The sequence below is a fragment of the Sabulicella flocculans genome (assembly GCF_045449635.1).
GTDB lineage: Bacteria > Pseudomonadota > Alphaproteobacteria > Acetobacterales > Acetobacteraceae > Roseococcus.
The window spans coordinates 174,562-194,834 of the sequence record NZ_JBJJBR010000004.1; the positions used below are offsets into that span (position 1 = coordinate 174,562).

Annotated in this window: 20 protein-coding genes and 1 tRNA gene; 8 read left to right on the top strand and 13 right to left on the bottom strand. The window is 74.5% G+C overall.

Annotated features, from left to right (window positions below; all coding sequences use genetic code 11):
- Positions 1-9 precede the first annotated feature (9 nt).
- From ACI6QG_RS07270 to ACI6QG_RS07290, 5 genes are read right to left on the bottom strand one after another with little or no spacing between them, the layout of a single operon-like run.
- A complete protein-coding gene (locus tag ACI6QG_RS07270) occupies positions 10-993 on the bottom strand; it encodes a DNA polymerase III subunit delta' (protein ID WP_407023916.1) in 984 nt (327 codons plus the stop codon).
- Positions 983-1,585: a dTMP kinase gene (gene tmk, locus ACI6QG_RS07275; RefSeq protein WP_407023917.1), complete on the bottom strand. Its 603-nt coding sequence runs from the start codon at positions 1,583-1,585 to the stop codon at positions 983-985. The genes ACI6QG_RS07270 and tmk overlap by 11 nt, the downstream gene beginning before the upstream one ends.
- The gene (locus ACI6QG_RS07280; protein WP_407023918.1) at positions 1,582-2,805 is read right to left on the bottom strand and encodes a D-alanyl-D-alanine carboxypeptidase family protein; all 1,224 of its coding nucleotides are present in this window, start codon (positions 2,803-2,805) and stop codon (positions 1,582-1,584) included. The genes tmk and ACI6QG_RS07280 overlap by 4 nt, the downstream gene beginning before the upstream one ends.
- Positions 2,806-2,829: 24 nt before the next feature.
- On the bottom strand, positions 2,830-3,693 hold the full coding sequence (locus ACI6QG_RS07285) for a septal ring lytic transglycosylase RlpA family protein (protein WP_407023919.1): 864 nt from the start codon (positions 3,691-3,693) through the stop codon (positions 2,830-2,832).
- The gene (locus tag ACI6QG_RS07290; RefSeq protein ID WP_407023920.1) at positions 3,693-4,664 is read right to left on the bottom strand and encodes a lytic murein transglycosylase; all 972 of its coding nucleotides are present in this window, start codon (positions 4,662-4,664) and stop codon (positions 3,693-3,695) included. Before ACI6QG_RS07290 ends, ACI6QG_RS07285 begins: the two co-directional genes overlap by 1 nt.
- 139 nt (positions 4,665-4,803) lie before the next feature.
- Between ACI6QG_RS07290 and ACI6QG_RS07295 the strand changes: the two genes are divergently transcribed.
- The 4 genes from ACI6QG_RS07295 (at position 4,804) to ACI6QG_RS07310 (ending at position 9,019) form a co-directional block, all read left to right on the top strand.
- On the top strand, positions 4,804-6,204 hold the full coding sequence (locus ACI6QG_RS07295; RefSeq protein WP_407023921.1) for an MmgE/PrpD family protein: 1,401 nt from the start codon (positions 4,804-4,806) through the stop codon (positions 6,202-6,204).
- Positions 6,205-6,216: 12 nt separating this feature from the next.
- Positions 6,217-6,303, top strand: a tRNA-Ser gene (locus ACI6QG_RS07300).
- Between the two features lie 161 nt (positions 6,304-6,464).
- Entirely contained in the window at positions 6,465-7,673 is a 1,209-nt protein-coding gene (locus ACI6QG_RS07305) for an FIST signal transduction protein (protein ID WP_407023922.1), read from the top strand.
- Entirely contained in the window at positions 7,670-9,019 is a 1,350-nt protein-coding gene (locus ACI6QG_RS07310; RefSeq protein ID WP_407023923.1) for a sensor histidine kinase, read from the top strand. Before ACI6QG_RS07305 ends, ACI6QG_RS07310 begins: the two co-directional genes overlap by 4 nt.
- 22 nt (positions 9,020-9,041) lie before the next feature.
- Here the strand turns inward: ACI6QG_RS07310 and ACI6QG_RS07315 are convergent, their stop codons facing one another.
- Complete coding sequence (locus tag ACI6QG_RS07315; protein ID WP_407023924.1) at positions 9,042-10,226, bottom strand: fatty acid desaturase; 1,185 nt, start codon at positions 10,224-10,226, stop codon at positions 9,042-9,044.
- Between the two features lie 196 nt (positions 10,227-10,422).
- Between ACI6QG_RS07315 and guaA the strand changes: the two genes are divergently transcribed.
- Positions 10,423-11,982 carry a glutamine-hydrolyzing GMP synthase gene (gene guaA / locus ACI6QG_RS07320; protein WP_407023968.1) on the top strand — a complete coding sequence of 520 codons (1,560 nt, stop codon included), beginning with the start codon at positions 10,423-10,425 and terminating at the stop codon, positions 11,980-11,982.
- A gap of 3 nt (positions 11,983-11,985) precedes the next feature.
- Here guaA and ACI6QG_RS07325 read toward each other — a convergent pair whose 3' ends face one another.
- On the bottom strand, positions 11,986-13,080 hold the full coding sequence (locus tag ACI6QG_RS07325; protein ID WP_407023925.1) for a sensor histidine kinase: 1,095 nt from the start codon (positions 13,078-13,080) through the stop codon (positions 11,986-11,988).
- A 111-nt stretch (positions 13,081-13,191) separates the two neighbouring features.
- Between ACI6QG_RS07325 and ACI6QG_RS07330 the strand changes: the two genes are divergently transcribed.
- Positions 13,192-14,478: an ArgE/DapE family deacylase gene (locus tag ACI6QG_RS07330; RefSeq protein WP_407023926.1), complete on the top strand. Its 1,287-nt coding sequence runs from the start codon at positions 13,192-13,194 to the stop codon at positions 14,476-14,478.
- Here the strand turns inward: ACI6QG_RS07330 and ACI6QG_RS07335 are convergent.
- The gene (locus ACI6QG_RS07335) at positions 14,471-15,685 is read right to left on the bottom strand and encodes a Zn-dependent hydrolase (RefSeq protein WP_407023927.1); all 1,215 of its coding nucleotides are present in this window, start codon (positions 15,683-15,685) and stop codon (positions 14,471-14,473) included. The two genes, ACI6QG_RS07330 and ACI6QG_RS07335, sit on opposite strands and share 8 nt — an antisense overlap.
- Positions 15,686-15,722: 37 nt before the next feature.
- On the opposite strand from ACI6QG_RS07335, the gene ACI6QG_RS07340 reads away from it, so the two are divergent.
- Positions 15,723-16,109, top strand: a complete 387-nt coding sequence (locus ACI6QG_RS07340; protein WP_407023928.1) for a RidA family protein — start codon at positions 15,723-15,725, stop codon at positions 16,107-16,109.
- A 141-nt stretch (positions 16,110-16,250) separates the two neighbouring features.
- On the opposite strand, the gene ACI6QG_RS07345 is transcribed toward ACI6QG_RS07340, so the two are convergent.
- Genes ACI6QG_RS07345 through htpX form a run of 4 tightly spaced genes read right to left on the bottom strand, consistent with a single transcriptional unit; the run spans position 16,251 to position 19,417 of the window.
- Entirely contained in the window at positions 16,251-17,012 is a 762-nt protein-coding gene (locus ACI6QG_RS07345) for an SDR family NAD(P)-dependent oxidoreductase (protein ID WP_407023929.1), read from the bottom strand.
- Positions 17,009-17,956 (bottom strand): 3-hydroxyacyl-CoA dehydrogenase family protein, encoded by a 948-nt coding sequence (locus ACI6QG_RS07350; RefSeq protein ID WP_407023930.1) that lies wholly within the window; start codon positions 17,954-17,956, stop codon positions 17,009-17,011. The genes ACI6QG_RS07345 and ACI6QG_RS07350 overlap by 4 nt, the downstream gene beginning before the upstream one ends.
- 52 nt (positions 17,957-18,008) lie before the next feature.
- Positions 18,009-18,494, bottom strand: a complete 486-nt coding sequence (locus tag ACI6QG_RS07355) for a MaoC family dehydratase (protein WP_407023931.1) — start codon at positions 18,492-18,494, stop codon at positions 18,009-18,011.
- Positions 18,491-19,417, bottom strand: a complete 927-nt coding sequence (htpX, locus tag ACI6QG_RS07360) for a zinc metalloprotease HtpX (protein ID WP_407023932.1) — start codon at positions 19,415-19,417, stop codon at positions 18,491-18,493. The genes ACI6QG_RS07355 and htpX overlap by 4 nt, the downstream gene beginning before the upstream one ends.
- A gap of 73 nt (positions 19,418-19,490) precedes the next feature.
- On the opposite strand from htpX, the gene ACI6QG_RS07365 reads away from it, so the two are divergent.
- Positions 19,491-19,670: a DUF1674 domain-containing protein gene (locus tag ACI6QG_RS07365; protein WP_407023933.1), complete on the top strand. Its 180-nt coding sequence runs from the start codon at positions 19,491-19,493 to the stop codon at positions 19,668-19,670.
- Here ACI6QG_RS07365 and ACI6QG_RS07370 read toward each other — a convergent pair.
- Positions 19,667-20,203, bottom strand: coding sequence for a GNAT family N-acetyltransferase (locus ACI6QG_RS07370; protein WP_407023934.1), 537 nt, complete (start codon positions 20,201-20,203; stop codon positions 19,667-19,669). The genes ACI6QG_RS07365 and ACI6QG_RS07370 overlap by 4 nt on opposite strands.
- Positions 20,204-20,273: the final 70 nt, after the last annotated feature.

Sequence of the window (20,273 nt, forward strand, 5' to 3'; positions counted from 1 at the left end):
CCGCTTCTGCTACCCGCGCCGCAGCCTGTCCAGCGCCACCAGCACGGCCTGGCGGCGGTCCAGCGCCAGGCGCTCGGCGTCCTCGGCCAGGCGGCGCACCTCGGACAGGGCGGCGGCGCCGGCGGCCAGGGGGCGGCCGGCCAGCCAGGCCGGGGCCGGCCCGCCGCGGGCGGCGGCGCGCAGGGCGGCGGCGGCGGCGCGCTCCAGCGCGGCGAAGAAGGGGGCGAAGGCCTGGGCGTCGCGCCCGGCGATGCGGTCGGCCAGGGCGTGCGCCTCCTTCCCGCCGGAGCGCGGCAGGCCGTCCAGCGTGGCCTGGGCCAGCGCGGCCAGCGCCACCCCCTCGCCTTCCGTCAGCGCCAGGGCGCGGCCGGGCGAGCCGTCGGCGAGCGGCAGCAGCGCCGCCGCGTCGGCTTCCGGCGCCAGGGCGGCCAGGGCGGCGCGCATGGCGGCGTTGTCCAGCGGCGCCAGGTCCAGCCGGCGGCAGCGCGAGCGGATGGTGGGCAGCAGCCGCCCGGGTGCTGCGGTGGCCAGCAGCAGCACGGTGCGCGGCGGCGGCTCCTCCAGCGTCTTGAGGATGGCGTTGGCGCCCTCGGTGGCCAGGGTGTCGGCGTGGTCCACCAGCACGGCGCGCCAGCCGCCCTCGGCGGCGGTGAGGGACAGGAAGCGCCGGGCCTCGCGCGCTTCCTCGACCTTGATGATGCGGCGCTTGCCCGGCTCCTCCGCCGGGGCCAGCAGCAGGGCGTCGGGGTGGGAGGCGGCGGCGACGCGGCGGAACACCGGGTGCGCCGGGTCCAGCGCCAGCCCCTCGCCGGGGGGCAGGCCGGCCAGCAGCCAGCGGGCGAAGCGCCAGCACAGCGTGGCCTTGCCGATGCCCGGCGGGCCGGTGACCAGCCAGGCATGGGCCAGCCGGCCGGCGCGGGTGGCCTGGGCCAGCGCCGCTTCCGCCGCGGCGTGGCCGAACAGGTGGGGGTTGGCGCGCGGCTCAGGCGGCAAGGGCGCGCTCCAGGATGGCGGCGGCCACCGCCTCGCGCGGTTGCCGCGCGTCCAGGCAGAGGAAGCGCGAGGGCTCGGCGGCGGCGCGGGCCAGGAAGCCCTCATGGACGCGGCGGTGGAAGGCGGCGCCCAGCGCCTCGTAGCGGTTGGGGTCGCGGGCGCGGCGCAGCCCGGCCTCGGGCGGGATGTCCAGCAGCACGGTCAGGTGCGGCCGGGCGTCGGGCAGCAGGGCCTCATGCAGCGCGTCGAAGGCGGCGGCGGGGGCGCCCTGCCCGGCCACCTGGTAGGCCCAGGTGCTGTCGTGGAAGCGGTCGCTGACCACGGTGATGCCGGCGGCCAGGGCGGGGGCGATCAGCGCCGCCCAGTGCTCGCGCCGGGCGGCGACGTGCAGCGCCATCTCGGCCTGCGCGTCCCAGCCGCCATGGGCCAGGATGAAGCCGCGCAGCGCCTCGGCGCGCGGCGCGCCGCCGGGTTCGCGCGTGCGCAGGACCGGGCGGCCGCGGGCGCACAGCGCGGCGGCCAGCAGGGCGCCCTGCGTGGTCTTGCCCGCGCCCTCCCCGCCTTCCAGGGTGATGAAGCGGCCGGGCGTCACGCCCCGCCCAGCATCCGGCCCAGCACCGCCGGGATGCGCGGCACCAGCCCCAGGCGCTCGACGTCGGCGCCGGCGTAGAGCGGCAGGCTCATGTTCGGCACGCCGCGGCCCGAGACCTCCAGCCGGCCCAGTTCCTGGCCCTTGACGATGGGCGCGGGCACCGGGGCGTCGTAGCGCAGCTTCGCCTGCAGGCCGCTGCGCCAGCCACGCGGCAGGGTGGCCACCACGTCGCGCCCGCCGACCAGCGGCACGGTGCGGCGCTCGCCCAGGTGGACCGGCACTTCCTCGATGGTGTCGGCGGCGCCGAACAGCACCACGTTCTCGAACTCGCGGAAGCCCCATTCCAGCAGGCGCTCGCTTTCCTCGGCGCGGGCGCGCATGGAGGGCAGGCCCGCCACCACCAGGATCAGCCGCCGCTCGCCCCGCCTGGCCGAGGCGGTGAGGCCGAAGCCCGCCTCCTCCGTGTGGCCGGTCTTGAGGCCGTCGCCGCCCTGCACCCGGCCCAGGATGGGGTTGCGGTTCTCCTGCGTGATGTTGTTCCAGCGGAAGGAGCGCTCGGAATACAGGCGGTAGTGGTCCGGGAAGTCGAGGATGATGCGCCGCGCCAGCACCGCGAGGTCGCGCGCCGTCATGCGGTGCTCGGGGTCGGGCCAGCCGGTGGCGTTGCGGAAGTTGCTGCCGGTGAGGCCGATGTCGCGGCCGCTCTGGTTCATCAGGTCGGCGAAGGCGCGCTCGCTGCCGGCGATGGCCTCGGCCAGCACCACGCAGGCGTCGTTGCCCGACTGCACGATGACGCCGCGGGCCAGGTTCTCCACGCTCACCGTCTCGTTCAGGCCGACGAACATCTTGGAGCCGCCCATGCGCCAAGCGGCCTCGCTGACCGGCAGCATCTGGTCCATCCGCAGCCGGCCTTTGCGGACCATGTCGAACACCACGTACATGGTCATCAGCTTGGACATGGAGGCCGGGGGCATGGAGGTGTCCGCCCCCTTGTCCAGCAGGGTCGCGCCCGTCTCGAAGTCGAGCAGCAGGACGTGGCGGGCGGCGGTGTCCACCGGCCCGAGCGGCGACTGCGCCGGGGTGGTGGGCGGGGCGGCCGGGCCGCGCTGGCCGGGGCGCTGGGCGCCGGCCGGGGGCCGCTGCTGCGCCAGCGCGGGAGCGGCCAGCGCGGGCGATGCCAGCGCGAGGCCGGAGGCGAGGAGGAGGCGTCGGGAAGCCATGGGGCGAAGGATTACGCCGCCGCGCTACTCCACCACAAGGCGCAGTTCCTGCTGGCCGGATTGCAGCGCGCGCGCGAAGGCGGCGTCGGCTTCCGCCAGGCTGGCATAGGGGCCGCCGCGCACCCGCCAGGGCTGCTGGCGGCCGGGCGGCCCGGCGGGCTCGGCGCCCAGGCCCAGCCGCGCGGCCTGGGCGCGGGCGAGGTCGGCGCGGAAGAAGGTGCCGGCCTCCAGGAACAGCCGGCCCGGGCTGGCGGGGCCGGGCTGCACGGATTCGGGCAGCGCCTCGGGCTCCGGCGCGGCTTCTGGCGCGGCGTCGGCGGCGGCGCGGCGCGGGGTCTCGGCGCGCGGGGCGGCGGCGCGGGCGCCGGCGGGCGGGGCCAGGGATTCGCGGCCCACGGCGGCCACCGGCGCGGCGGCGACGGCGATGGCCGGCCCCTGCCCCGGCAGCCCGGCGGCGGCGCGGCGGGAGGCCGGGCCATCCACCACCACCCGCGCCTGGAACGGGCCGCGCGCGCCCAGCAGCTCCGCCGCGCGGGGCGAGACGGCGAGCACGCGGCCCGGCTGCTCCGGCCCGCGCTCGTTCACCCGGAGGCGCAGGGTGCGGCCGTTTTCCAGGTTGGTGACGGACACGATGGCGGGAAGCTGCAGGGTGCGGTGGGCGGCGGCCATGGCGCGGTCGTCGCGGCGCTCGCCATTGGCGGTCAGGCCGCCGCGGCCGGCGGGCAGGATGGCGGCGACGCCGCGCTCATCCAGCGCGAAGTCCTCGCGCGGGTAGGACCACTGGCCGCCCATGCGGTAGCCCTCGCCCAGCAGGAAGCGCGGCTGCGGCGCCGGGGCCGGCGGCTGGGCGCAGGCGGCCAGCAGCAGCAGGGCGGCCAGGGCGCGCATCAGCCCACCCGGTCGGACAGCAGGCCCACGGCGGTGGCGTAGAAGTTGGACGGGTTGTAGCGGCGGATGGCCATGAAGTTCTGCCCGACCAGGAAGGATTGCGCGTCGCCGCGCGACAGGCCGGGCACCACCACCGCCCAGTCCCCGCCCAGCGCCGGCAGGGCGCCGCCGTCGAAGTGGCGCACGCCCAGCCGCGCCCAGTCGGCCATCGGGCGGGTGTTGCGGTGGTCCAGCCCCTCCAGCGCCATGTTGCCGGGCAGGCGGACCTCGAACCCCCAGGGGTCGGGGTCGCGCCAGCCGGAGCGCGCGAGGTAGTTGGCGATGGAGGCCAGGGCGTCGGCGCGCGAATCCCAGATGTCGCGCCGGCCGTCGCCGTCGAAGTCCACCGCCAGCCGCTCGAAGGAGGTGGGCATGAACTGCGGGTGGCCCATGGCGCCGGCGTGGGAGCCGCGCATCCGGTCCACCGAGACGTTGCCCGCCTCCAGGATGCGGAGCGCAGCCAGCAGCTCGGCGCGGAAGAAGGCGGCGCGGCGGCCCTCCCACGCCAGGGTGGCCAGGGCCTCGATCACGTTGAAGTTGCCGGTGAAGCCGCCGTAGCTGGTCTCGATGCCCCAGATGGCGACGACCACGCCCGGCTCCACCCGGAAGCGGGACTGGATGGCGGCCAGGGTCGCGCGGTGCTCCTGCATGGCGCGGCGGCCGTTCTCGATGCGCGTGGGCGAGAGGCGGGCGTCGCGGTATTGCGGCCAGGTCTGGGTGAACTCGGCCTGGCGGCGGTCGAGCTCCAGCACGCGGTCATTGGGGCGCAGGCCGGCGAAGGCGCGCTGCAGCGTGGCGGGGGAGACGCCGCCGCGCCGCGCCTCGGCGCGCACGCCGGCCAGGAAGGCGTCGAAGCTTTCGGCCTGCGCGCGGGCCGGGGAGGCCACGGGCAGCGCCAGCAGGGGGGCGGCCAGGGCGCGTCGGGTGAGCATGCGCCCTTCCCTGCCACGTCCCGCCGGGGGCGGCAACGGAACTTGCGCCGGCCGGGACCCTGGCGCACCTTGCCGCACCTGACCCAAGCTTGCCGCGCGCGCCCGCCGCGCCTGGCGGCGCGACGGAGGAACGACGCCCATGACCGGCCTGACCCAGCGCTTCGCGGAATACGCCGCCGCCATCCGCCACGCGGACCTGCCGGCGGAGGTGGAGGCGCGCACCCGCTTCCTCATCCTCGACCTGGCCGGCAACATGCTGCGCGGCCGCCACGACGCCGAGAGCAGCGCGCCCCTGCTGGCCGCCGCCCGCGCCATGGGGCTGATGGCCGGGCCGCACGTGCTGTGGGGGGATGCGCAGAGGGCCTCGCCCCTGGGGGCGGCGCTGCTGAACGGCGCCTTCGCCCACAGCCTGGACTTCGACGACACCCACGCCGCCGGCACCCTGCACCCCGGCGCGCCGGTGATCCCCGCCGCGCTGGCCGCCGCCGAGATGACCGGCGCCAGCGGCGCCGACGTCATCGCCGCCGTGGTGGCGGGCTACGAGGTGATGAACCGGCTGGCCATCTCCATGCCGGCGGGCGACCACTACGACCGCGGCTACCACCCCACCGCCACCTGCGGCGTGTTCGGCGCCGCCGCCGCGGCCGGCCGGGTGATGGGGCTGGACGCGGCGCGCATCGCCGATGCCTTCGGCATCGCGCTGTCGCAATCCGCGGGCTCCTTGCAGTTCCTGGCCAATGGCGCCTGGACCAAGCGCTTCCAGGTGGGCTGGGCGGCCATGGCCGGGCTGGCCGCGGCGCTGACCGCGCGCGAGGGCTTCCGCGGCGCCGCCGAGGCGCTGGAGGGCAAGGCCGGCTTCCTGCGCGCCTACAGCCCCAACCCGGTGCCCGAGCGCGCCCTGCAAGGGCTGGGCCATCAGTACGAGCTGATGGAGACGGCGGTGAAGCCCTATCCCTCCTGCCGCTACGGCCATGCCTGCGTGGACGCGGCGCTGGCGCTGCGCGCCGAGCACGGCTTCGCGCCGGAGGAGATCGAGGGCGTGACCATGGGCCTGCCCAACAAGGGCATGCTGCTGGTGGGCGCGCCGCTGACCTACAAGCAGAACCCGCGGAATGTGGTGGACGGGCAGTTCAGCGGCCCCTTCGTGGTGGCCTGCGCGCTGCTGCACGGCCATTTCGGCTGGGACAGCTACGCCCGCATGGACGAGGCGCCGATGCGCGCCCTGATGCCGCGCATCGTGACGGAGGAGGACCCGGAGGTGCAGGCCGAGTTCCCCGCCAACATGTCCGGCAAGCTGACGGTGCGCGCCCGCGGGCAGTCCTTCACCAAGTTCGTGGTGGTGCCCAAGGGCGAGCCCGGCAACTTCCTGAGCGAGGCGGAGCTGCGCGCCAAGTTCCACGGGCTGGCCGACGCCGTGCTGGGCGCCGAGCGCGCCGCGGCGCTGGCCGACGCGGTGCTGGGGCTGGCGGCCGCGCCGGACGTGCACGGGCTGCTGAAGCTGGTCACCCCCTTGCCGGCGGTGCGGCTGGCGGGCGAATAGTCGCCCCGCCGGGGGCAGGTGGCCGAGCGGTCTAAGGCAGCGGTCTTGAAAACCGCCGTGGGGTCAAACCCACCGTGGGTTCGAATCCCACCCTGCCCGCCGCGGCGCAGCGCGGCGGTTGTGCGCCCGCCCGGTCCTGCAAGGCTTGCAGAATGAACGGGGCTGTGGTGCCCTCCTGGCGTGTTACCGTCCCGTCACGCTTGCCCGCCCGATGGTGGTGCGGCGGCGGGTGAGGCCAGGATGACGCCATGCAAGCGACGATGACGGACTTGGTTCGCATCGGCTACGGCAAGAGCCCGGACACCGCGCTGGCCGTGCGCCAGGCCGTGGCCGCGCTCGGCGACTGCACCCCCACCCTGCTGCTGGTCTTCGCCGGCGGCAAGCTGGACCCCGCGGCGGCGCTTGCGGCGCTGGGCGGGGCCTTCGCCGGCGTGCCGGTGGTCGGCGGCTCGGCGGCCGGGGCCATCGCGCGCGGCGGCCTGGGCTACAGCGGGTTCGAGATCGGCATCCTCGCCTTCTGCGACCCGGCGACCACGCCCGAGCTGGTGGTCGGCCACGGGCTGGATGCGGGCGAACGCGCGGCCGGCGCCGCCATCGGCGCGCGCGTGCGCGCCCTGGCGCAGGGCCCGGCTGCGGTGCTGCTGCTGTTCGACAGCGTGGCCAGCGCCCAGCCGCTGCGGCTGCACCACGCCTCCTCCATCGTCGCGGGCTTCAACGACGCGGCCGGCGACGCGCCGCTGACGGTGATCGGCGGCGGGCTGCTGACCGACATGAACATGTCCGGCGCCTGGGTGTTCGACGGCGCGGCGGTGCGCAAGCACGCCGTGATCGCCCTGGTCTTCCCGCCCTCGGTGGTGGCCGAGACGGTGATCCTGCACGGCTGCCGGCCGGTGAGCGCCTTCATGGAGATCACGCGCATCGACGGTGCCACCATCTTCGAGCTGGACGGCCAGCCGGCGCTGCGCATCATCGAGCGCATGCTGGGCCTGCCGATCGGCGGCACGCCCGGCCACGGCCTCACCCTCATCGCCACGCTGGGCCAGAAGCAGGGCGACATCTACGCCCCCTACGACGAGAACGCCTACGTCAACCGCCTGATCCTGGGCGCCGACCCCGCCACCAACGCCATCACCCTGTTCGAGCCGGATTTCGAGCGCGGCACCCAGGTGCAGATCATGAGCCGCGACAACGGCCTGATGCTGGATTCCGTGCAGCGCGGCGTCGCCGCCATGAACGCGCGCATGGCCGGGCAGGACGCCCTGCTGGCGCTCTACATCGACTGCGCCGGCCGCGCGAGCGCCCGCAGCGGCTGCATGCAGGAGGAGGCGGCCCTGGTGGCGGAGGGGCTGGACCCGGCCATCCCGTTGCTGGGCTTCTATTCCGGGGTGGAGATCGCGCCCTTCGCCGACGGCACCAGCCGCTCGCTGGACTGGACCGGGGTGCTCACAGCGTTGCGGCCGCGCCGGTGAACATCGTGCGCTCCACCGAGAACACCAAGCTGCAGCGCGAGCTGGACTACTACCGGCGCGAGTGCAACGACCTCGGCGCGCGCCTGCTGCGGCTGCAGGAGGAGCAGAGCCAGGCCTTCCGCGAGGCCCGGCGCTCCCGCACCGTGGCCAAGCTGATCCGCGAGGCGCACCGCGTGGCCGATGGCTGCGCGACGCGCGAGGCGCTGAGCGCGGCCATGCTGGCGGTGATCGCCGAGAACACCCTGTGCGACCGCGCCGCCTTCGCCCTGCGCGACCCGGAAACCGACATGTTCCGCGTCACCCACGCCATCGGCTTCGCGGGCGAGCCGCCGGCGGGGCCGTTCCACGTGCCCAACCCCCCGCCCTTCTTCTTCACCACCTCCCGCACCGCCTTCGAGGCGCCGGCCTTCGAGCTGACGAGCATGCTTGGGTTCCCCTTTGTGCTGTGGTCCTTCGACCGCGCCTCCGGCCACGCGCTGATCGTGGGCAACCGCACGGAGGCCAATGTCAGCCGCCCCTTCGAGCCGGGCGACCAGGAGCTGATCGAGGGCGCGCTGTCCGTCTACATCGACGTGCTGATGCGCCGCGGGGCGGAGCTGGAGATGCTGGCCGCCAAGGCCGCCGCGGACGAGGCGAGCGCCGTGCGCACCCGCTTCATCGCCACGCTGAGCCACGAGCTGCGCACGCCGCTGAACGCCATCATCGGCTTCTCCGACATGCTGGAGCGCCGGGGGCATTTCCGCCTGACGCCGGCGCAGGAGGACCAGTATGCCCGCCAGATCCACGAATCCGGCCAGACGCTGCTGGAGCTGATCAACAGCATCCTCGACTACTCCAGCCTCGCCAGCATCGGCCCCACCCTCACCCTCGCCTGGCGCCCGGCGCGGCAGGTCGCCAGGGAGGCGGTGGACCGCATGGTCGCCATGGCCATCCAGGCGCAGGTCACGCTCGCCGCCGCGGCGGCCGAGCCGGGGCTGGAGCTGCAGGTGGACCCGCTGCGCTTCGGCCAGGTGCTGGGCAACCTGCTGGGCAACGCGGTGAAGTTCACCCCGCCCGGCGGCAGCGTCACCCTGACCATCGCCGCCCTGCCCGATGGCGGCGCGGTGGCCGAGGTGGCGGACACCGGCATCGGCATGCGGCCGGAGGACGTGCCCCGCGCGCTGGAGCCGTTCCAGCAGGTGGATGGCGGCTACGCCCGCGCCTTCCCCGGCACCGGGCTGGGCCTGCCCATCGCCAAAGGGCTGGCGGAGGCGCATGGCGGCAGCCTCGCCATCGAGACCGCGCCCGGGGAGGGCACCCGCGTGCGCATCCTGCTGCCGCCAGAGGCGGTGCGGCGCGCCCGCTGACCGGGCGCGCCGCCCCCTGCCCTCACCGGCCGATGGTCGCCGGCTCGGTGGCCGCCAGGCTGGCGAGGCTGCGGTCCACCGCGCGGAACAGCCCCCAGGACTCGGTGTAGCCCAGCGGGAAGCCGGGCGAGCCCGCCTCCAGGTCCTGCTGGCGGGCGTGGATGTAGCTGGTCCAGCGCCGCGTGGCCGGGCGGCGGTGGTGGAAGTCGTGGCAGGGGGCGTCGCCCACCAGCACGAACAGGCGCACGAACAGGTGCACGGTCAGCATCTCCGCCCACCAGGCGGCCCAGGGCAGCGTGCCCGCGCCCTCCGGCGGCGGCTGCGCGCCGGGGAAGACGCCGAAGGTGGCGTGGCAGACGAATTCCTTGTCGCGCGCGGCGATGTGCGCGGGCTCGGGGAAGCTGTGCTCCACCAGGATGCGGAAGACGGTCGCCACCTGCAGCAGCACCGTCACCGGCACCAGCACCGCCAGCAGAAGCGCCCACTGCGCGCCGGTGGCCAGCGCCAGGCCGATGGCGGCGCCCCAGAAGGCGCGGCCCATCCAGTCATGCGCGGCGTCGCCGGTGAACAGGCTGGCCTGGATGCGCCGGCGCAGGAAGGTCCAGTGGAAGGCGGGCGAGACGCAGTTCACCGCCACCCGGCGCCACAGCTCCCGCTTGGGCAGGCCGGCCTGCAGGCCGCACAGGCCCAGCACGAAGTCGGCGAACTCGTCCTCCTCCGTCAGCAGCTTCTTGGCGCTGTGGTGCAGCATGTGCTCGTGCTGGTAGTCGTCGAAGCGCTTGAACAGCAGGAAGGCGGAGATCATCCGCCCGGCGCGGCGGTTCGCCTCCCGCCCCGCGAAGACCGTGCCGTGCGAGGCATGGTGGAACACCACCACCTGGAACACCCCCAGGCCCCAGCAGGCCACCAGCCAGCCCAGCGGCAGCAGCAGCCAGGCCAGCGGCCCGCCGCCCATCAGCACCGGCCAGGCGGACAGCGCGAAGCCCCCCAGCACCGCCGCCAGCGCGCCCCAGACGAAGGCCAGCGGGCTGCGCTCGGGCATCGCCTCGCCGGGGGCGGGGCGCGCCGTCAGCCAGGTCAGGAAGGGCTGCACGGCGGCGGGCAGGCGCCGCGCCATCGCCACCCGCGGGTCGGGCGCAGGGCGGGACAGCGGGGGGTCATGGTCCTGGAGGAAGCCGTGCGGGGGAAAGCCGACATGCATGTCCATGTTCCTGTGTTGTGACGGACGAACGGGATGGAGGGCGCCGGGGTGGCCGGATGACGCATGGCCGGGCCGCGCGCCCACCCTGGCCTTCGTGGCAAGGTGGCCAGGGTTGCAGTATTCACATGCAAGGCGGCTGCATGTCGCCCCCGATAACGCGGCGGCTGCTTGACGGGGCGCGCCCGCCGTGCTGCCAGCCGCCATGGCCCAGCAGCACGACCGCATCCTCATCCTCGACTTCGGCTCCCAGGTGACGCAGCTGATCGCCCGCCGCCTGCGCGAGGCCGGGGTGTACTGCGAGATCTGGCCGTTCAACGGCGCGCCGGAGGAGCGGGTGCGCGGATTCGCGCCCCGCGGCGTCATCCTGTCGGGCGGGCCGGCCAGCACCACGGAGGATGCGAGCCCCCGGGTGCCCGACCACGTCTTCACGCTGGGCGTGCCGGTGCTGGGCATCTGCTACGGCCAGCAGGCCATGTGCCTGCAGCTGGGCGGCACGGTGGAGGGGCACGAGCACCGCGAGTTCGGCCGCGCCTACGTGGAGGTGCAGGAGGACAGCGCGCTGACCCAGGGCGTCTGGGCCAAGGGCGCGCGCGAGCAGGTGTGGATGAGCCACGGCGACCGCGTGACCGCCCTGCCCCCGGGCTTCCGCACCGTCGCCACCAGCGAGGGCGCGCCCTTCGCCATCACGGCGGACGAGGCGCGGCGCTTCTACGGCGTGCAGTTCCACCCGGAGGTGGTGCACACTCCGCACGGCGCCGCGCTGCTGAGGAACTTCGCCCACGCCATCTGCGGCTGCACCGGCGACTGGACCATGGCCGCCTACCGCGCCGAGATGGTGGGGAGGATCCGCGCCCTGGTGGGCGGCGGGCGTGTGGTGTGCGGGCTGTCGGGGGGCGTGGATTCCTCCGTCGCCGCCGTGCTGATCCACGAGGCGATCGGCGACCAGCTGACCTGCATCTACGTGGACCACGGGCTGATGCGCGCCAACGAGAGCGCGCAGGTGGTCAGCACCTTCCGCGACCGCTTCAACATCCGGCTGGTGCATCGCGACGCGTCCGAGCTGTTCCTCGGCCAGCTCTCGGGCGTCACCGACCCGGAGGTGAAGCGCAAGACCATCGGCCGGCTGTTCATCGAGGTGTTCGAGGAGGAGCAGGCCCGGCTGGGCGGCGCCGACTTCCTGGCGCAGGGCACGCTGTACCCCGACGTCATCGAGAGCGTGTCGGCCACCGGCGGGCCGTCCGTCACCATCAAGAGCCACCACAACGTCGGCGGCCTGCCCGAGGGCATGCGGATGCGGCTGGTGGAGCCGCTGCGCGAGCTGTTCAAGGACGAGGTGCGGGAGCTGGGGCGCGAGCTGGGGATCCCCGAGGAGATCGTGGGCCGCCACCCCTTCCCCGGCCCGGGCCTGGCCATCCGCATCCCCGGCGAGGTGACGCGCGAGAAGGCCGACCTGCTGCGCCGGGTGGACAGCATCTTCCTGGAGGAGATCCGCGCCGCCGGGCTGTACGACGCCATCTGGCAGGCCTTCGCCGTGCTGCTGCCGGTGCGCACCGTGGGCGTGATGGGCGATGGCCGCACCTACGACCAGGCCTGCGCCCTGCGCGCCGTGACCAGCACGGACGGCATGACGGCCGAGTTCTACCCCTTCGACATGGGCTTCCTGGGCCGGGTGGCCAACCGCATCGTCAACGAGGTGCGCGGGATCAACCGCGTGACCTACGACATCACGAGCAAGCCGCCCGGCACCATCGAGTGGGAGTGAGCCTCAGCCCGGCGGCAGGCGCAGCTCGGTCCGGCTGCCCCGCGCCGTGCCGGGCCGCGACAGCACCCCGCCCACCTGCCCGGCCAGCGCGTCGGCGATGGCCAGGCCCAGGCCGCCGCCGGCCTTGCCCGGGGTGAAGCCCACCCCGTCATCGGACACCGACAGGCGGTAGCCGGCCGGCTCCGCCACGCCCTCGACGCGGACCTGCCCGCCCTGCCCGTGCGGGAAGGCGTGGCGCGCGGCATTGGTCACCAACTCGCTCACCAGGAGGCCGCAGGCGGAGGCGACGGAGCCGTCCACCTCCAGCGGCGCCACCGCCACCTCCAGCGCCACGCCGGCCGGCAGGTTGGCCGCCAGCATGCGGCCCACCCGCGCCAGGAAGCCCGACAGCTCCACCCGCCCGGCTTCCTCGGCGTCGTGCAGGGCGGCGTGCAGCAGGGCGATGGCCTCCACCCGCGACGCGGCGTCGGCCAGCGCCGCCCCGGCATCCGGCCGCCCGGCCTGCAGGCGCAGCATGGAGCCCACCACCTGCAGCGAGTTCTTCACCCGGTGGTCCACCTCGCGCCGCAGCACCTCCTCGCGCGCCGCGGCCTCGGACAGGCTGCGCAGGGCCTGGCGCAGCTCGATCTGGCGCATCACCTGGCGGGCCAGCACGCGCAGCGCCTCGCGCTGGGTGGGGTCCAGGCCGCGCACCCGGGTGTCCAGCACGCAGAGCGTGCCGATGGGCAGGCCCTGGGCGGTTTCCAGCAGCGCGCCGGCGTAGAAGCGCAGCCCCTCCGCCGTGGCGACCAGGGGGTTGCGCTCCATCGCCGGGTCCTGGCGCAGGTCCTCGATGACGGTGAGGCCGGGGCGCAGGATGACGTGGGCGCAGAGCGAGGTGTCCAGCGGCGTCTCGCGCACGCCCAGCCCGGTCTCGGCCAGGAAGAACTGGCGGTGCTCCTCCACTAGGTTCACCACGGCGATGGGGGTGCCGCACAGGCGGGCGGCCAGCGCCGCCACCTCCTCGAAATCGGCTTCCCTCGGGGCGTCCAGCAGGCCGGTCGCGCGCAGGGCGGCCAGGCGCTCGGCCTGGCGGGGGTGGGGGTCGGCGGCGGTCATCGCGCCCAGCATAGCACGGCGTGGGCAGCCGGCAGGGGGCGTGGCATGCTGCAACACCCCCCGTCCCCGCGGCGTTGCCCCGGCGGACCCGCCGAAAGAGGACGCTGACCCATGCCCGACGCCGCGACCCTGAATGCCCTGCGCGCGGCGGTGGAGGCCGGCTTCGAGGAGGAGCTGCGCTTCCTGGCCGACATCGTCCGCTTCCAGTCGCTGCGCGGCAAGGAGGCGCCGCTGCAGGACCACCTGGCCCGCTGGCTGGCCGGGCGCGGCTACGCGGTGGACCGCTTCTCGCTGGCCGAGGTGGCGCTGGACTCCCACCCCAAGGCGGCGCCGATGGAGGGGGCCGACCCCGCGCAGTCCATCCAGGTCGTCGCCTCGCGCCGCTGCGGCGAGCCGAGCGGGCGCTCGCTGATCCTGCAGGGGCACATCGACGTGGTGCCGGAGGGGCCGGCGGCGATGTGGACCCTGGCGCCGTGGTCGGCCACGGTGAAGGACGGCTTCCTGTACGGGCGCGGCGCCGCCGACATGAAGGCCGGGGTGGCGGCGATGATCTTCGCCATGGAGGCCATCCGCGCCTGCAACTGGTGCCCGGCCGGCGACGTGCACCTGATGACGGTGACGGAGGAGGAGAGCACCGGCAACGGCGCGCTGGCCACCCTGCTGCGCGGCTACCGCGCCGACGCGGTGCTGATCCCCGAGCCGACCGGGCACACCCTCACCCGCGCCCACACCGGCACGGTGTGGTTCCGGCTGCGGGTGCAGGGCATCCCCGTCCACGTCGCGGTGGCGCAGAGCGGCTCCAACGCCATCATGTCGGCCTACCGCCTGATCGCCGGGCTGGAGCGCCACGTGGCGACGCTGAACCAGGAGGCGCGCTCGCACCGCTGGTACGGCGAGGTGGCGGACCCCATCAAGTTCAACCCCGGCATCATCCGCGGCGGCGACTGGGCCAGCAGCACGCCGGCCTGGTGCGAGGTGGATTGCCGCATCGGCCTGCTGCCCGGCACCACGCCGGCCGAGGCGATGGAGGGCGTGCGGCGCGCCGTGGCCGAGGCGGTGCGCGGCGACCGCTTCCTGGAGGCCAACCCGCCGGAAGTGACCTTCCACGGTTTCCAGGCGGACGGCTTCGTGCTGGAGCCCGGCAGCGAGGCCGAGGCGGTGCTGGCCGATGCCCACCGCGCCGTGCATGGCGAGGAGATGGCCGCGCGCCTGTCCACCGCGGTGAACGACACGCGCTACTACGGCGCGGATTTCGGCATGCCCGCGCTGTGCTACGGCCCCTCCGGCGAGGGCATCCACGGCTTCGACGAGCGCGCGGACATCGAGTCGCTGCGTGCGACGACGCTGGCCATCGCGTGCTTCGTGGCGGATTGGTGCGGGGTGCGGCCGCTCAGCTGAGCGGCTGGTTGGAGGCGAGGAAGCGTTCCGCCGCGCGGTGCAGCACGCGCAGGTTCACCGCCAGGTCCTCCTCCTTGGTGTCCTCGGCCCAATGGTGGCTGATGCCGCCGATGGAGGGGGTAAACAGCATCGCCGCCGGCATCAGCCGCGCCATGTACTGCGCGTCGTGGCCGGCGCCTGAGGGCATCCGCATGTGCGCGCCGGGCGCGATCTCCTCCGCCGCCTGCTCCAGCGCGTCCATCATCGCCGGGTGGCAGGGGGCGGGGACGGAGCGCGACATGGTTTCCAGCACCGCCGTGCAGCGCTCGCGGCGGTTGGACTCCTGCACGATGGCCCGCAGGGTGCGCTCCATGCGCTCCAGCGTCGGCACGTCGATGTCGCGGAACTGGAACAGCACCTCGGCGCGGCCGGGGATGATGCTCTGCGCGCCGGGCTCCAGCGCGATGCGGCCGCAGGTCCAGGTGGAGCGCTCGCCGCAGACCATGGGGAATTCCCCGTCGATGCGCGCCAGCAGGCGCACCGCGGCCAGCCCGGCGTCGCGCCGCTCGGCCATGGTGGTGCCGCCGGCATGGTCCTGCATGCCCTCGATGAGGATGCGGTACTGCCAGATGGCGACGATGCCGGTGACCACGCCGACCTGCAGGCCGCGCGATTCGAGCTGGGTGCCCTGCTCGATGTGCAGCTCGAAGAAGCCCTTGTAGCGGGCGGGGTCCAGGGTGAAGCGCGGGAGGCCCTCCAGCCCGGCCTCGCGCAGGGCGTCGCGCAGCGTCTTGCCGTGGTAGCGGTTGGACAGGCCGTCAATCTCCGCCTCCGTCAGCGTGCCCGAGGCGCTGCGGCTGCCGATGAAGCCGCCGTAGTGGCCTTCCTCGTCGGCGAAGCAGATCACGTCCACCGGCAGGCCGGCGCGGGCCAGCGCCACGCCCGCCACCACGCCCAGCGCGCCGTCCAGCCAGCCGGCCTGGTTCTGCGTCTCGATGTGGGAGCCGACCAGCAGCTTGGGGCCGGGGCCGGGGTGGCGGCCGATGATGTTGCCGATGCCGTCCATCTCGGCCTGGAGGCCGCATTCCTCCAGCCGGGCGAGCAGCCAGCGGCGGCTTTCCATGTCCTCCGGCGAGTAGGTGGGGCGGTGCACGCCGGTGCGGAACTGGCCGATTTTCCGCAACTCATGGAGGTCACGGAGGAAGCGGTCGGTGTCCGGCGCGGTCATGTTGCCCCCTGGCATGCGAGGGCGGCAGGATAGCGCCATGGACATCCAACGCCACCCCACGCCCACGGGCGGCCGCCCCTTCCCGCCCTTCTCCATGAGCGTGCGGCACGGTCCGACGCTCTACGTCTCCGGCCTCGGCCCCGTGGCGGCGGATGGCACGATCGCGCGCGGCGACTTCGCAGCGCAGTTCGCGCAGGTGATGGCGAACCTGCACGCGGCGCTGGCGCAGGCGGGCACCGACATCACCCGCGTGCTGAAGGCCAACGTGCTGCTGGTGCGCGCCACCGACGTGGAGGAGATGAACCGACTCTACCGCGCCGCCTTCCCGGCGGAGGCGCTGCCGGCGCGCACCACCTGCGTGGTGGCGGCGCTGCCGGTGCCGGACTTCCTGCTGGAGATCGAGTGCGTGGCGGCGGTGGGGTGAAGCCGGGCGGGCCGCGCCGCGTTGTTCGCCGCATGCCCGACGAAGATTGCCTGCCGCTGCGCCTCGGCCCCTGGCTGGCGCGCCACGACGAACCGGCGGAGGAGCCGCCCGACGAACCGGAGGCGACCGCGGAGGACCCTCCTAGAGAGTGAGGCCGCCATCCACCACCACCGTCTGGCCGGTCACCATCGCGGCGCCGGCCAGCAGGAAGACGATGACCTCCGCCAGGTCCTCCGGCTCGCAGCGGCGCTTCAGGGCGGCCTTGTCGATGCTGGTGGCGCGCTGCTCGTTGGTCCACTCCACCTGCCAGGAGGAGTTGACCGCGCCGGGGGCGACGGCGTTCACCCGCACCTCCGGCCCCATGCCGCGCGCCAGGTTGCGCGTCAGCGACACCACGCCGGCCTTGGTGGCGCCATAGGCCATGGAGGAGCCGGGATAGCCCAGCCCGGCGATGGAGGCGGTGCTGACCACCGCGCCGCCGGCCGCCTTCAGGTGCGGCGCGGCGGCCTTGATGCAGCGGAACACCCCCAGCAGGTTCACCTCGATCACCGCCTGCCAGAGTTCCTCGGTGATGCGGTCCAGCTCGTGCGGGGCGATGGCGGTGCGGGTGCCCGGCGTGCCGGCGTTGCAGACCAGGTAGTCCAGCCGGCCGAGGTCCCGCGCCGCCTGCTCCACCATGCGCGGGCCATCGGCGGCGTCGCCGACATTGCCGGGGGCGGAGAGGACGTCCATCCCCTCGGCGCGCAGGGCGTCCACCATGTCCGGGCCGCGGGAATCCTCGGCCAGGTGGTTGATTGCGACGCGGCAGCCGGACTTCGCCAGCAGCCGCACCGTGGCCAGCCCGATGCCCGAGGCGCCGCCGGTCACCAGCGCCGCCTTGCCGCGGAGGTCGTAGGTGATCATCGCGCGTATCCCGCCATGGTGCCGATCTCCCGCAGCGCCTTCTTCAGCGCGATGAGGCGCCGGTCGCGCTCCTCGAACAGCCGGGCCGGGTCGTCGCCCCAATCGTAGTAGCCGCGGCCGGACATCACGCCCGTGGCGCCCTCGGCAATCAGCGCGTCCATGGAGGGGCTGGCCTCGAAGGGTTCGGGCGGGGTGTACATCCGGTTGCGGAAGGTGTGCTGCAGCAGCGGCAGGCCGGTGAAGTCCGCCTTGGCCATGACGCCGACGATGGGCATGCGCAGGGCGATGCCATGCACCACCGCCTCGTCCACCGTGCGGGCGTCGGCGTAGCCGTTGTCGATCAGCCACTGCACCTCGTTCTGCACCGTGGCCTGGATGCGGTTGGCGATGTAGCCGGGGATGAAGCGCCGCATCACCACCGGCTTCTGGTCCATCGCCAGCAGGGCGTCGCGCACCGCCTCCAGCCGCCCGGCCTCCAGCGCCTCGTTCGGCACCAGGTCCACCAGGTCCACCAGGTAGGGCGGGGTGTACCAGTGGGCGATCATCGCGCGCGGCAGCAGGGCGGCCGGCATCAGCGGGAAGACGTCGAGGTAGGAGGTGTTCGACGCCAGCGTGGCGCCCGGCGGCAGCAGCGCTTCCAGCTGGGCGTAGAGGGCGCGCTTGGCGTCGGGCTGCTCGATGATGGCCTCGATGACGAGGTCCGCGCCTTCCACGCATTCCGCCAGGCCGGCCTGGCAGGTGACGCGCTGCGCCAGGGCGCCGGGCTCCATGCCCTTGTTCTCGCCGTGGGCGGCGAGGGTGGCCAGGGCGGTTTCCATCAGGCGCGGCGCGCGCTCCAGCGTGGGCGCGTGGGTGTCGGTGAGGCGGACGGTGTGCCCGCCCATCGCCCAGACCAGGGCGATGCCATGCCCCATCAGCCCCGCGCCGACCACCGCGACCTTCATGCCCGCCTCCTCCATCCGTTGGGGGCAAGGCTGCGGCGGCGTGGGCGCGCGGTCAACCGGCGGGGCGCATCCGCAGCAGGTAGCGCTGGCGGCCTTCCATCACCAGCACGCCGTGCTGGTTGTGGATCGTGCTGCGCAGGCCGAGCACCCCGGTGGTGCGGTTGGGGGACAGCTCGTCCACCTCCAGCGCCGGGTACAGCGTGTCGCCGCGGAACACGGGATGGAGGAAGCGCGAGGATTGCTCGAGGAAGCCCTTCAGGCTGTCCTCCATCAGGAAAGGCAGCAGCCCCGCCCCGGCGCAGGACTGGATGGCCACCTGGAAGCCGTGCGCCAGCAGGTCCGGCATGCCGCGCGCGCGGCAGAACTCGCGGTCGTAGTGCACCGGGTGGTTGTCGCCCGAGGCGGCCTGGAAGGCGGCGAACAGGCCGCTGGTCATGGTGCGGCTGGGCAGGCGGAACACCTCGCCCAGCGCGAAGTCGGCGAACCAGCGCTGCTGCGGCGCCAGGCGGTGCGCGGCGGGGTCGAAGGGCGCGCTCACCGGCGGTCCCAGGGGCTGCGGAAGCGCGGGCGCGGGCCGGCGGCGCGCGGGGCCGGGGGCAGCCCGCCGGGCAGGCCCGGCGGCGCCTCGCCGCGCAGGGCCATGAGGCGGGCGATGCGCTCCTCCGTGCGCGGATGGGTGCTGAACAGGTTGTCCATCCGCAGCCCGGACAGCGGGTTGACGATGAACATGTGCGCGGCGGCCGGGTTCGCCTCGGCGCGCTCGTTCACCCGGCCCTGCTTGTAGCGCTCCAGGTTGGCCAGCGCCGAGGCCAGCCAGGTGGGGTCGCCGCAGATGCGCGCGCCTTCGGCGTCGGCCTCGTACTCGCGGGAGCGCGAGATGGCCGCCTGCACCACCACCGCGGCCAGCGGCGCCAGCAGCATGGCCAGCAGCGCGACGAGCGGGTTGGGCCGGTGGTCGCGCCCGCGGCCCAGCATGAAGCCGAACTGCCCCAGGAAGCCGATGGCACCCGCCAGGGTGGCGGTGACCGCCATGATGAGGGTGTCGCGGTGCTTGATGTGCGCCAGCTCGTGCGCCACCACGCCGGCCACCTCGCGCTCGTCCATCATCTCCAGCAGGCCGGTGTTCAGCGCCACGGCGCCGCGCTCGGGGCTACGGCCGGTGGCGAAGGCGTTGGGCTGGTTCTCGTGGATGACGTAGAGCTTCGGCGTGGGGATGCCGGCGCGCTGGGCCAGCCCCTCGACCATGCCGTGCAGGCGCGGGTTCTCCGCCGGGCCGACCGGCTGCGCGCCCTGCATGCGCAGCACCATGGAATCGCTGCCCCACCAGGCGAACAGGTTGGTGGCCCCGGCGATGGCCAGGGCCACCCACATGCCCTGCTGCCCGCCCAGCGCCCAGCCCACCGCCATGAACAGCGCGGTCAGCCCCGCCATCAGCACCAGCGTGCGGAAATAGCCGCGCATCGCGTCCTCCTCCAGCCGTGGGGAAGGCTGCCACACCCTTCACGGCGGCGCCACGCCGCGCCATGTGGGGGGCATGAGCGAGGAGCCACCCCCCTTCCCCCCCGGCAAGCCGCGCGGCGCGCCGCCGCTGACGGTGTACGAGCGCCCTGCCCGCCCACCCGCCGACCCCAAGGTGGAGGAGGAAGGCCCCAAGGGGCCGGAACCCACGCGCTACAACGACTGGGAGCGCAAGGGGCGCGTCAGCGACTTCTAGGCTTGGGGCGCCGCTGGGCCGGGGGGCGCCGCCGCGCCGGGGCCCAGCGCGCGCGTCATCAGCACCGTGTCCACCCAGCGGCCATGCTTCCAGCCGGTGGCCGGCAGCAATCCGGCATGGGCGAAGCCCAGTGCCCGGTGCAGGCCGATGGAAGGCGCGTTGCCGCTGTCGCCAATCACGGCGACCATCAGGCGGAACCCCTTCGCCGCGCAGCGCTCAAGCAGGGCGCCGAGCAGGGCCCGCCCCACCCCGCCGCGCGGCGCGCCGGGCGCAACGTAGACGGAATCCTCCACGGTGAAGCGATAGGCCGGGCGGGTGCGGAACGGGCCGGCATGGGCGTAGCCCAGCACTTGCCCGCCCGCCTCGGCCACCAGATGCGGGTGACCGGCCTCCAGCAGGGCGGCGCGGCGGCGCGCCATTTCCTCCTCCGCCGGCGGAACAAGTTCGAAAGAGGCCAGGCCGTGGCGAACCCAGTGGCCGTAGATGGCGGTGATGGCGGGAAGGTCGGCGTCGCGGCCGTCGCGGATGAGCATGCGGCGGTGAAACGCAAGCCGCCGCTGCGGTCCAGATGGACGTACCGACGCATCGTCGCTACCCCTGGCC